This is a genomic window from Phycicoccus ginsengisoli, from assembly GCF_054779295.1.
Map to the genome: position 1 here is coordinate 188,265 of NZ_BAAGYN010000003.1, position 11,678 is coordinate 199,942.

Below are 11,678 nucleotides of genomic sequence, written 5' to 3' on the forward strand. Positions count from 1 at the left end.
CCGGCTCCGGCGGCAGATGCCACCGAAACCGGTCACGTTGCGAACTGGCCCACCGGATGGTTCGAGTCGGGGTAGGTCCAGCTCTGGGGACCGGGGTTTACTCATTACCGGTCATGCCCGGGTGTGCTAGGTCTTGGTGCGCACCTTGACCCAGCCCGGGGGGTTCTGGCGGCGACCCCCTTGTCGCCTGAGACTGAACGTGCTGCGTTACACAGGAACGGCAACCAGCTGGCACTGTGACGTGGGTCACATTCACTGCGCCCGCAGTCCGCCCGCTGGCCTCATGTCCCGGTGCGGTCCAGGCCCGGTCGACAGCCACCCTGGTGTGACACTCCAAGTCTCCACTGCAAACGCCCTACTTTGCACAGATATGTGGCCATTTCGAGTGTCATGATGAGCCAGATTTAGTGTCACGCGAGTGTCATGATGACCCGTGAAGTGTCATGTTGGGCCACTTCTGACACCCGCCCTCGTGCCCGGTGTTGAGGGCGGCGAGCATCTCGCGCACCTCGGCACCACGCACCTCCCCCACGACCAGCCGGTCGGGGCGCATGCGCAAGGCCTGGCGCACGAGGTCGACGAGCCCGACCGCTCCACGACCCTCGACGTTGGCGCCACGCCCCTGCAGCCGCACCACGTGGGGATGGCTCACCTGGAGCTCGCGCACGTCCTCGACCAGGACCAGGCGCTCGGCCGGGGGCACCTCCGCGAGCAACGCCGCCAGCAGGGTCGTCTTGCCGCAGCCGGTGCCCCCGGTGACGACGAACGAGCACCGGGCCAGCACCACCCGGCGCAGGACGTCCTCGACCCGGCGGTCGAACATCCCGGTCGCCCGCAACGCTCCGAGGCCGTCGGCCCTGGCCCGGGGGACCCGCAGGCTCACGTGGGCCCCGCCGTCGACGAGCGGAGGCAGGATCGCGTGCAGCCGGACGCTGCCGGGCAGCAGCCCATCGACCCAGGGCTGGCTCTCGTCGAGCCGGCGGCCGGCCAGTCCCGCCAGTCGGACGGCCAGCCGTCGGGCCGCTGCGGGGTCCTCGAGCTCGACGGGTGCGCGGACGAGGCCGCCACCCCGGTCCACCCAGACCGAGCCGTCGCCGTTGACCAGGACGTCGGTGACCTCGGGGTCGAGCAGCAGGGGGTCGAGGGGACCGGCCCCGAGCACGTCGGCCGTCAGCTGGACCCGGGCAGCATGGACGCCCGCCGAGCCCAGGGTGGCGGTGTCGGCCGCCGCGACCGCGCCGACCCGGCGCTCGTCGGGTGGCAGACCTCGGCGGATCTGGTCGACGATCGCGCCCGGCTGCCTGAGGCGCGCAGGACGCGGCTCGTGCAGGCTCACCGGCCGACTCCGCCGACGACGACGGGCTCGTCCCGCCTGCCGGCGGCCGTCGGCAGCCCCGCGGCCATGGCCAGCGCGTGGTCGAGGACCCGGTCGGCCGCGCCCTCGACGCTCCCGCGAGCGCGGGTGCCGGGCAGCCGTGCGCGGTCCTCGTCGGTGCGCACGCGGGCGTCGTCGCGCAGCACGGTCAGCAGCGGCAGGTCGAGGTGCACGGCCACCTCCTCGGGCGCGACGGGCTCGCGGCGAGCGCCGCGGAGCACCAGGACGGCGTCCGCAGGCAGCTGCCCTTTGCCCGCGACGGCCGCCGCGTCGGCGAGGTGCCGGGCGCTGACCCCGGCGAGGACGACCACCGTGGAGCACAGGTCGAGAAGCTCCGACGTCACGTCGAGGTCGAGCACGACCAGGCCGCAGACGGACGCCAGGGCCGACACCACCGTACGCGTGGTCGCCGCCGCAGGAGGCGCTCCCCGCGCCGCGAGGACGCGCAGCGGCCCCTGCGCCGGCAGCGCCCGGAGCAGGGCCGCGCCGTCGACCTCGCCGCGCAGGTCGACGAGGTCGTCCCAGCGCACCCCGGCGACGTGCTCGAGGCAGGCGGTGACGTCGAGTCCGCCGCCTCCCGGCCGCGCGTCGAGGCAGACGCTCACGCCGGTGCGTGGGCCCGCGCGGACGGCGAGCGCTACGGCGAGGGTCGAGGCACCCAGGCCCCCAGAGGCGCCGACGACTCCGATCACGTGGTGGTCCATGCCCCGAGGATGTGACCGCGGCGCCGCGGTCGGCGAGGACGCGCCCGCGTCCTGTGGACGGCGGGGTGCGGTGCCGCCACCTGTGGACGGACGCGACGCACCTGCGCCGGAAAAGGGGACGGCCCCGGTCGGGGGGACAACCGGGGCCGTCGACGCGCCATGCTCCGGGGGGGAGGAGCAGGTGCGCCGGTCCGCTCGACCCCGAGGGGGAGCGAACGCTGTAATCGTGGACCATTTAGCCTTCAACCGCAACTCACCGGCCGCCTGGCGTGGCGTGACCTGCCTGACACCCGCGCCAGGGGTGGCCGGCACGAGGTGGCCGGCCCCGGCGCGTGGCGGCGAGGCGGCGGTGAGGCGGCGGCGGCGGCGGCGGCGACATGGGATGGCACCCCGTTCGCACGAGGTGCCATCGACCGCGATCCGCCTCGGGTGACCAGGCGTGCACTCAGTTGTCGCAGCGGGACAAGCCCGCCCACGATCGGTCCACCAGTGGACTGCCCGCGCGTGGGTGCCCGAGGTGGGTCGCGGTGGTCGTCGGACTCACGTACGTCGACTTGCCTCATGTCTACGCCTCCCCGACGGGCAACGTAACCCTTGACTTTTCCGGGCGTCGCGCGCCGAGCGTGTCGAGTCCTCCCGCCTCGCCCTCAGGCCACCGCGGGTGGGGCCGGGCCTGGCCCGGGCTCAGCCGAGACGGCCGGCGCGGACCGCGTCGCAGACCTCGACCCCTGCCGCCGCCGCCGCGACCACCGCGTCGGCGCAGTGCTCCAGCCAGAGCCCCACCCCGGTCGCGCTTCCGGTGCCGTATGCCGCGAGCGCGCCAAGGTACGCCGGCCCACCCTGCGCCGCGTGGCCCGCCTCGACGACCGCGACGCCCGTGGGGTCCAGCCCCCTCGCCTGCACGACGGCCCGGGCCAGCGCCCGCGCCACGACCCCGTTGCCCCGGACGAACGGCCGGGTCGTCACCACCTCCGCGTGCGCGACCGCGGCGACGACCAGCGCAGGCACCGCCGCGTCGGCGGTCAGCACGGCGGTGAGCGACTCGAGCCGCCCGGCCAGCGCTGCGGCGTCCGCGGCCGGCCCGAGGTCCGTGAACTCGGCGCTCGTCTCCTCGCCCGTCCGGGGGCGCCCGAGCTGGTCGTCGGCCACGAGCCCGGCAGCCGCGGCCACGTGCAGCCGGGCCAGGGCCTGCAGCGGCGCCGCCGAGACCAGGGCCCGCACGTGCTCGCTCTCGGCCGTCGCCTGCACCGCGCCCCGGGCCACCTGCTCGACGGGGTCGGGGTCCAGCGGCCACTGGGCGGCCCCGCGCACCACGTCGCGCACGAGGTCGAGGGGCACGGTCGCGCCCTCGAGGGCGGCGCTCGCCTGGGCGCCGCGCACCCGCGACTCGGCCGCCGCCTCAGGGATCCGCCGGCGCAGGGCCTCGTGCCAGCGCAGCTGCTCGCACGCCTGGCGCGCCGCGGCGACCTTCTCGGGGATGCCGGGCAGCTCGCCGAGGGCGATGAGGGAGGAGGCGACGTCGACCACGGCCGCCAGCCTAGAGACGCGCGGACGGGAACCGGCAGGCAGCCACCACCCGGGCGGCCCGCGCCCTACAGTGCCCGTGTGTCGGGCAGTTTCTCCGTCCCCACCGCCATCGTCGTCGCGGGCGCGATGGTGCTGCTCTACGCGCTCGTGCGCCTGGTCGGCCACGGTCGCAGCGCCCGCCGGGGTTTCGTCTCCGACGTCGACCAGGCCACCTACCGGACCCTGCACACCGCGTCCCGCGCCGCCCGCCACCTCCAGGACGGCCTGACGCCGGAGGGCACGGCCCGGGCGGCCCGCCACCTGCGCGGCCTGCTGGGCGCGCCGGCGGTGGCCGTCTGCGACGCCTCGGGCCTGGTGGCCTCCGACGGGCTCCCGGACCAGCACGCGGCCACGGCGCGCGAGCACGCCGCCGAGGTCCTCCGCTCGGGGCGCACGATCGTCCTCGGCCCCGACCGGGTGCAGTGCCCCGACCCGGACTGCCCCCTGCGCACCGCGGTGGTGGCCCCCGTCGTGACCGGGGAGCGTGTGGTTGCCGCCATCACGGCATACGGGCCGCAGGCCTCGGCGGGGCTCGCCCGGGCGACCGAGGAGGTGGCCGGGTGGATGGCCACGCAGGCCGAGCTCGCGGAGCTCGGCCACCAGCGCAGCCGGGTGATGGAGGCGGAGCTGCGGGCGCTGCGCGCCCAGATCAGCCCGCACTTCATCTACAACGCCCTCGCGGCCATCGCGACGTTCGTGCGCACCGACCCGGAGCGCGCGCGCGAGCTGCTGCTGGAGTTCGCGGACTTCACCCGCTACGCCCTGCGGCGCGGTGGCGCGTTCACCACACTGGCCGAGGAGCTGCGCAACGTCGAGCGCTACCTCACCCTCGAGCAGGCCAGGTTCGGGGACCGGCTGCGCATCTCCCTGCTCGTGGCGCCCGAGGTGCTGTCGGTCACCGTGCCCTACCTCGCGATCCAGCCGCTCGTGGAGAACGCCGTGCGGCACGGGCTCGCCGGCAAGGAAGGTGGCGGCCAGGTGCGGATCGTCGCCACCGACGACGGTGCCTCGGCGACCATCACCGTCGAGGACGACGGCGTCGGCTCCGACCCCCGGGTCGTCCGGGCCGCCCTCGACGGGCACGCCGACGCGGACAGCATCGGCCTCGGCAACGTCGACGCCCGGCTGCGCCAGGTCTACGGCGACGACCACGGGCTCGTCGTCGAGACCGCGCCCGGGGCGGGCACCAAGGTGACGTTCCGGGTGCCCAAGTACGCCCCTGGCGTCCACGCCACCACGTAGGCTGCGCGCGTGGCCGGCGCCCCCTCCGCAGACCCGGAGCCCGTCCGCCCGCAGGACGCCGACGGTGGCGCCGCGGGCCCGCGGCTGCGCGCCCTCGTCGTCGACGACGAGCAGCCCGCGCTCGAGGAGCTCAGCTGGCTGCTGCGCCAGGACCCCCGCGTCCGGGACGTCCGCACGGCCTGCAGCGGGGCCGACGCCCTGCGCGCCCTCGACGCCGGGGACGTCGACGTGGTCTTCTCCGACATCTCCATGCCCGGCCTCGACGGCATGGAGCTGGCGCGGGTGATCGCGCGCTTCAGCGACCGCCCCCAGGTCGTGTTCGTCACCGCCCACGAGCGGCACGCCGTCGACGCCTTCGCCGTCGAGGCGACCGACTACGTCATGAAGCCGGTGCGCGCCGACCGGCTCGCGGAGGCCGTACGCCGCGTGGTCGGCGCGCGTGAGCCCGGCACCGCCGCGGGGCGCGCCGCACCGCACGACGAGACCATCCCCGTCGAGCTGGCCGGTGTGACGCGGTTCGTCGCCCGCAGCCAGATCCGCTGGGCGCAGGCCCAGGGCGACTACGCCCGGCTGCACACCGACACGGGGTCGCACCTCGTGCGCATCCCCCTCTCCACGCTCGAGGAGCGTTGGGCCACAGCAGGGTTCGTCCGCATCCACCGCAGCACCCTGGTGTCCCTCGCCTATGTCCGCGAGGTGCGGATGGAGCACGGCCGGTGCAGCGTCGTCCTCGACGACATCGAGCTGCAGGTCAGCCGCAGGCACACCCGCGAGCTGCGCGACCGGCTCCTGCGGGCACCGAGGTAGCGCAGTGAGCGACCGCGACGACCCGCCGCAGCGGGTACGGGTGACCTCGAGCCGACGCGACGCCCCCACCCGCACCACGCCGCGACCGCTGACCCGCGACCTCGACGAGCAGAGCACCCTCGGCGAGGTCTACATGGCGGGCCTCATGGCCGCGCAGCTGCGGCTGGCCCTGCAGGTCCTCGCGTTCGGCGTGGTCGGGCTGGGCGGCCTGCCCCTGCTGTTCCTCCTGGTCCCGGCGACCCGCGACCTCACCCTCGGCGGGGTGCCCCTGGCCTGGCTGGTCCTCGCCGTCGTCGTCTACCCGGTCGCGTTCGTCGTCGCCCAGTACTACGTGCGCGCCTCCGAGCGGGTGGAGGCCCAGTTCAGCCGCGAGGTCGGGCGCCGGTGACCCGCAGCCGGGAGCGTTCGGCAGTGCCGCGCACGGGCCCGCATGCGAACGGCACGGACGGTTGGCCGACGGCGGCTTTGACGCACCGGGGCGCGGCGTGAACACGGCATACGGCGTCGTCGCGATCGTGCTGGTCTGCACCGTGACGCTCGCGGTCGGCGCCTTCGGGCTGCGCCTCTCGCGCACCACCAGCGACTTCTACGTCGCCGGCCGGACGGTCACGCCGTACCGCAACGCCAGCGCCATCGGTGGCGAGTACCTCTCTGCCGCAAGCTTTCTCGGCATCGCCGGGCTCGTCTACACCGGCGGCCTCGACATGCTCTGGTTCCCCGTCGGATACACCGTCGGCTACGTCGTGCTGCTCGTCCTCGTCGCCGCGCCCCTGCGCCGCTCCGGCGCGTACACCCTGGCCGACTTCGCCGAGGCCCGGCTGGAGTCCACCGCCATCCGCCGCCTGTGCTCGCTGCTGGTCGTGGGCATCGGCTGGCTGTACCTGCTGCCGCAGCTGCAGGGCGCGGGGCTGGCGCTGCGGGCGGTGACCGGGGCGCCGTCGTGGCTCGGCGGGCTGGTGGTGGCGGTGGTCGTGGTGGCCAACGTCGCCGCGGGTGGCATGCGCTCGATCACGCTGGTGCAGGCGGTGCAGTACTGGATCAAGCTGACCGCCATCGCCGTGCCGGCGTTCGTGCTGCTGGCGGTGTGGCTTGGCGACGGCGCCCCCGGCCCGGACGTCCTGCGGTCAGACCGCGGCTGGGCCCAGCCGCTGCACGGGCTCGCCGGGCAGGGGCACCCGGTCTACGCGACGTACAGCCTGCTGCTGGCGCTCGCCCTCGGCACCATGGGGCTGCCGCACGTCCTCGTCCGCTTCTACACCAACCCCGACGGGCGCGCCGCCCGCCGCACCACCCTGACGGTCGTCGCGCTGCTGGGCGTCTTCTACCTCTTCCCGCCGCTGTACGGCCTGTTCGGCCGGGTCTACCTGCCCGAGCTCCCGCAGGGCACCGCCCCCGACACGGTCATGCTCAGCCTGCCGGGGCAGGTGCTGGGCGGCAGCGGGGGCGAGCTGCTGTCGGCGGTCCTCGCCGGGGGCGCGTTCGCCGCGTTCCTCTCGACCGCGAGCGGCCTGACCATCTCGGTCGCCGGGGTGCTCGACCAGGACGTCCTGCGGTCCCGGCTGGCGCGCGTGACGTCGCACGACGCAACGACCGTGCAGGGGTTCCGGCTGGCCGCGGTGCTCGCCGTGGTGGTGCCGTATGCCGCGTCGCGCGTCGTCGAGCCCGTGGGCCTGGCGACGATGGTGAGCCTGGCCTTCGCCGTGGCGGCCTCCACCTTCTGCCCGCTGCTGGTGCTCGGGTCGTGGTGGCGCGGGCTGTCGACCATCGGGGCGGGGGCCGGGCTGGTGGTCGGCGGGGTGCTCGCGGCATCCGCTGTCGGAGTCACCGTGCTGGCGGGCCCGATCGACGGCTGGCCGGGGGCGCTGCTGGGCCAGCCGGCGGCCTGGACCATCCCGCTCGCGTTCGCCACGAGCGTCCTGGTGTCGCTGGCGACACCCCGGCGCATCCCCCGGAACACCGCCCGCACCATGGTCCGGCTGCACTCCCCGGAGGACCTCGCGCTCGACCGGGGGTGAGCAGGGGCTCGGCCCCCGAGCGGCGCTCGCCGGGCCCACCAACAGGGTTGCCGGGCCGCCGTGCCCCGCCCGCCGTTCGTCGCGCCCGACCGACCGCTCGGCGCGGCTGCCCCCGCCACCGGGCGCCGGTGGTCCCCGCACGCCGCGCGGCCCGTGGCGACCCCTCCCACGAGGGGGTGACCGGCGCCACAGTGGCCCGCAACGCGGGAGTGGCCCGCGCGACCACTGGAGGTGCCTTCCGTGAGCAACGACGCTCGCACGGACAGCGACCGCTACCTCGACCTGCAACGGTCCGAGGAGTTCGCTGAGCTGCGGACCCGGTTCCGCAGGTTCGTCTTCCCCATGACCGCGCTGTTCCTGGCGTGGTACTTCCTGTACGTCCTGCTGTCGACGTACGCGCACGGCTTCATGTCGACCAAGGTCTTCGGCAACGTCAACGTCGGCCTGCTCTTCGGGCTCGGCCAGTTCGTGTCGACCTTCGTCATCACGATGCTCTACGCACGGTGGGCCGACCGCGAGTTCGACCCGCGCGCCGCAGAGCTGCACGCCCGCCTCGAGGAGCAGGGGCTGGACCTGTGACCGGCCTCGTCCCGGGCGCCGCGCCCGCGCTGGTGGCCGCGACCGACGTCGGCAGCCCCACGCTCAACATCACGATCTTCGCGATCTTCGTCGTCATCACCCTGGGCATCGTGATCCGCGCGTCGCGCACCAACCGGTCGGCGGCCGACTTCTACGCCGGCGGCCGTGCGTTCACCGGGCAGCAGAACGGGATCGCGATCGCCGGCGACTACCTGTCGGCGGCGAGCTTCCTGGGCATCGCCGGTGCGATCGCCCTCAACGGCTACGACGGCTTCCTCTACTCGATCGGCTTCCTCGTGGCCTGGCTCGTGGCGCTGCTGCTCGTCGCGGAGCTGCTCCGCAACGCCGGCAAGTACACGATGGCCGACGTCCTGTCGTTCCGGCTGCGCCAGCGGCCGGTGCGGATGGCCGCGGCCATCTCGACCCTGGCGGTCTGCTTCTTCTACCTGCTCGCCCAGATGGCCGGTGCCGGTGGCCTCGTCGCGCTGCTGCTCGGCATCGACGACAAGGCGGGCCAGTCGCTCGTCATCGCGGTCGTCGGCGTGCTGATGATCGCCTACGTCCTCATCGGCGGCATGAAGGGCACGACGTGGGTGCAGATCATCAAGGCGGTGCTGCTCATCATCGGCGCCGGCGTGATGTTCCTGTGGGTCCTGGGCAAGTTCGGCGTCAACCTCAGCACGCTGCTCGGCGACGCCGTCGACGCCTCCGGTGGCAAGAAGGTCCTCGACCCCGGCCTGCAGTACGGCAAGTCGGGCACGACGAAGATCGACTTCATCAGCCTGTCGCTCGCGCTGGTGCTCGGGACGGCCGGCCTGCCGCACGTGCTCATGCGGTTCTACACCGTGCCGTCGTCCCGGGAGGCGCGGCGCTCGGTGGTCTGGGCGATCTGGCTGATCGGGATCTTCTACCTGTTCACCCTCGTCCTGGGCTACGGCGCGGCCGTGCTCGTGGGCCCGAAGGCGATCGCGGCGGCGCCCGGCAAGGCGAACTCGGCTGCGCCGCTGCTCGCCTACGAGCTCGGTGGCGAGCTGTTGTTGGGAGTCATCTCCGCGGTGGCGTTCGCGACCATCCTCGCGGTGGTGGCGGGCCTGACGATCACGGCCAGTGCCAGCCTCAGCCACGACATCTACAACTCGGTCATCAAGGAGGGCACCGCCACCCAGGCGGACGAGGTCCGGGTCGCCCGCATCACCGCGGTCGTCATCGGCATCCTCGCGATCCTCGGCGGCATCCTCGCCAACGGCCAGAACATCGCGTTCCTCGTCGCCCTCGCCTTCGCCATCGCGGCGAGCGCGAACCTGCCGACGATCCTCTACTCGCTGTTCTGGCGGCGCTTCAACACGCGGGGCGCCCTGTGGTCGATCTACGGCGGTCTCGTCACGGCGCTGACGCTCATCGTCTTCAGCCCCGTGGTGTCGGGAAAGCCGGTCGACCCGGTGACGGGCAAGTCGCTGTCGATGCTCCAGGGCACCGACTTCCACTGGTTCGCCCTCGACAACCCCGGCATCGTCTCGATCCCGGTCGGCTTCCTGCTCGGCTGGATCGGCACGGTCACGAGCAAGGAGCACAACGAGGCGAAGTACGCCGAGATGGAGGTCCGTTCGCTCACCGGCCACGGCGCGGAGAAGGCCACCAGCCACTAGCCGCCCCGTCCCCCGACCACGGTGCCGTGTCCCCGCGAAGGGGGCACGGCACCGTGCTGTCTCCAGCACACGGGCCCTGCCCGGCGCCACGGACCGCCACGGACTCGGGACGATGGACCCTGTCGCGCCGACGAGCGGTCAACCGATCGTGGGACGTCGGACGTCCATGGGGTGTCCGCAGGGTTGGGAAGGAGACCGCCATGACCACACGCCGCACCACCCGATCTCGACTGGCAGTCCGGTCGCTGATCGTCGCCGTCACCGCCGGGGTGTTCCCCGTCGCCGCGGCCACCGCCCCTGCCGAAGCCGCGCCCTATTGCGGCATCCGCTGGGGCTCACTCCCCAAGAACCTCTCGACCATGGTCCGCGGCCCCGTCACGAACGTGCGATCGGGCCAGCACGCCTGCTACGACAGGCTTGTGGTCGACCTCAAGGGAAAGGCGCCGGGTTACACGGTGAAGTACGTGAGCAACGTCTACACCGAAGGCCGCGGCACCGTCGTCCCCCTGCGTGGGGGCGCCAAGCTGGTGATCGTCGTGCGGGCGCCGGCCTACACCTCCACGGGCCGGCCGAGCTACGTGCCGCGCAACCCCGCCCAGGTGGTCAACGTGGCTGGATACCGGACCTTCCGTCAGGTGGCATGGGCCGGCACCTTCGAGGGGCAGACTTCCCTGGGACTCGGGGTCCGGGCGCGGCTGCCGTTCCGGGTGTTCACGATCCAGGACGCGACGTCGGCGCGCCTGGTGATCGACGTCGCCCACCGCTGGTGACGACGCGGGCCGCGGCGATGGCGACGGCCAGCGCCGCGGCCACCCAGAACCACCCTGCCTGCGAGCGGAGCAGCGCCTCGCTCGAGGTCCACCACTGGGTCCGCACGAAGTCCCAGCAGGCCTGCGCCACCAGCCGGGCCTCGCCCCGGCGCGACCCGACGTCCATCCGCGGGTGCAGGACATCCCAGCCGTAGCGGCACGCGGCCGCGAGCAGGCCTGCCACCAGCCACGTGACCAGCACGCGCAGCACGCTCAGGACGGTCGGCGCCACCCGGTGCCAGCTCGCCACCGCGAACGGCAGCGCGAGGGCCACGGCAAGCGGGGCACCGTGCGGCCAGGTCGCGGGCGAGAACCCGGCCACGAACGCCAGGACACCGGCTGCGCCGAGCGGCCCCTTGGACCCACGGGCCCCCAGCACGATCCCGACGAACGCGCTGCCGGCCAGGATCAGCGCCAGCGACTGGCGCTCGTCGGGATAGGTGTCATGCGACGGCGCGCTGACGATCCAGCCGAGCGCGCTCCAGCCGACGACGATGACGAACCGCGGCCACGGCGAGCGCACCACCAGCGACACCGACGCCGCCGCCGCCGTCGCCCCGAGGAGCAGCAGGTCGCCGTCGAGGGGGCGCAACGGCAGCCGGGGCCACGACTCCAGGCCCCAGAAGCCGACAGGCCACCACAGCAGCGCGCCCAGGGCGACGGCCACCCACGGCCAGGCCCGGCGCCACCCGCCGGCGAGCCGGCCCCCACCACCCCGGACGTCCTGCGTCTCGACGGCCGACCGGCCCTGCGAGCCCGCGGCGAGCGGTGCGGTCTTCTCGGTCACGACGCGAGGCTAGCCGCCCGGCGCCGCAACCGTCCGCCGGTCGAGCCACGCCGCCGCTGCCCTTGTCCCGGGGCGGCGGAGCGGGTTGGCTGGGGAGGTAACCCGCGTGCTCGCCCGTCGAGCCGCCGCCCGCTGCTGCCAGGAGGTC

General features: G+C 74.1%; 11 protein-coding genes. 7 read left to right on the top strand and 4 right to left on the bottom strand.

Annotation, left to right across the window (positions count from 1 at the left end; all coding sequences use genetic code 11):
• Positions 1-421: 421 nt before the first annotated feature.
• From ACYVDO_RS06025 to ACYVDO_RS06035, 3 genes are all read right to left on the bottom strand, one after another.
• Positions 422-1,336: a CpaF family protein gene (locus tag ACYVDO_RS06025; RefSeq protein WP_460933766.1), complete on the bottom strand. Its 915-nt coding sequence runs from the start codon at positions 1,334-1,336 to the stop codon at positions 422-424.
• On the bottom strand, positions 1,333-2,079 hold the full coding sequence (locus ACYVDO_RS06030; protein WP_460933768.1) for a CpaE-like family protein: 747 nt from the start codon (positions 2,077-2,079) through the stop codon (positions 1,333-1,335). The genes ACYVDO_RS06025 and ACYVDO_RS06030 overlap by 4 nt, the downstream gene beginning before the upstream one ends.
• A gap of 684 nt (positions 2,080-2,763) precedes the next feature.
• The gene (locus tag ACYVDO_RS06035) at positions 2,764-3,606 is read right to left on the bottom strand and encodes a Fic family protein (RefSeq protein WP_460933770.1); all 843 of its coding nucleotides are present in this window, start codon (positions 3,604-3,606) and stop codon (positions 2,764-2,766) included.
• A 78-nt stretch (positions 3,607-3,684) separates the two neighbouring features.
• Here ACYVDO_RS06035 and ACYVDO_RS06040 point away from each other — a divergent pair, with 78 nt between their 5' ends.
• The 7 genes from ACYVDO_RS06040 (at position 3,685) to ACYVDO_RS06070 (ending at position 10,704) form a co-directional block, all read left to right on the top strand.
• The gene (locus tag ACYVDO_RS06040; protein ID WP_460933772.1) at positions 3,685-4,887 is read left to right on the top strand and encodes a sensor histidine kinase; all 1,203 of its coding nucleotides are present in this window, start codon (positions 3,685-3,687) and stop codon (positions 4,885-4,887) included.
• A gap of 84 nt (positions 4,888-4,971) precedes the next feature.
• Positions 4,972-5,694 (top strand): LytR/AlgR family response regulator transcription factor, encoded by a 723-nt coding sequence (locus ACYVDO_RS06045; RefSeq protein WP_460934275.1) that lies wholly within the window; start codon positions 4,972-4,974, stop codon positions 5,692-5,694.
• A gap of 4 nt (positions 5,695-5,698) precedes the next feature.
• A complete protein-coding gene (locus ACYVDO_RS06050; RefSeq protein WP_460933774.1) occupies positions 5,699-6,082 on the top strand; it encodes a hypothetical protein in 384 nt (127 codons plus the stop codon).
• 97 nt (positions 6,083-6,179) lie between these two features.
• Positions 6,180-7,709, top strand: a complete 1,530-nt coding sequence (locus ACYVDO_RS06055; RefSeq protein WP_460933776.1) for a sodium/solute symporter — start codon at positions 6,180-6,182, stop codon at positions 7,707-7,709.
• A 240-nt stretch (positions 7,710-7,949) separates the two neighbouring features.
• Positions 7,950-8,288 carry a DUF485 domain-containing protein gene (locus ACYVDO_RS06060; protein WP_460933778.1) on the top strand — a complete coding sequence of 113 codons (339 nt, stop codon included), beginning with the start codon at positions 7,950-7,952 and terminating at the stop codon, positions 8,286-8,288.
• A complete protein-coding gene (locus ACYVDO_RS06065) occupies positions 8,285-9,934 on the top strand; it encodes a solute symporter family protein (protein WP_460933780.1) in 1,650 nt (549 codons plus the stop codon). Before ACYVDO_RS06060 ends, ACYVDO_RS06065 begins: the two co-directional genes overlap by 4 nt.
• Before the next feature lie 200 nt (positions 9,935-10,134).
• Positions 10,135-10,704 carry an AMIN-like domain-containing (lipo)protein gene (locus ACYVDO_RS06070; RefSeq protein WP_460933782.1) on the top strand — a complete coding sequence of 190 codons (570 nt, stop codon included), beginning with the start codon at positions 10,135-10,137 and terminating at the stop codon, positions 10,702-10,704.
• On the opposite strand, the gene ACYVDO_RS06075 is transcribed toward ACYVDO_RS06070, so the two are convergent.
• Positions 10,646-11,530: a hypothetical protein gene (locus ACYVDO_RS06075; RefSeq protein WP_460933784.1), complete on the bottom strand. Its 885-nt coding sequence runs from the start codon at positions 11,528-11,530 to the stop codon at positions 10,646-10,648. The two genes, ACYVDO_RS06070 and ACYVDO_RS06075, sit on opposite strands and share 59 nt — an antisense overlap.
• Positions 11,531-11,678: the final 148 nt, after the last annotated feature.

Excerpts from the sequence above, each read along its gene's own strand:
- ACYVDO_RS06030 (WP_460933768.1), bottom strand. The coding sequence starts at position 2,079 with ATGGACCACCACGTGATCGGAGTCGTCGGCGCCTCTGGGGGCCTGGGT.
- ACYVDO_RS06070 (WP_460933782.1), top strand. The coding sequence starts at position 10,135 with ATGACCACACGCCGCACCACCCGATCTCGACTGGCAGTCCGGTCGCTG.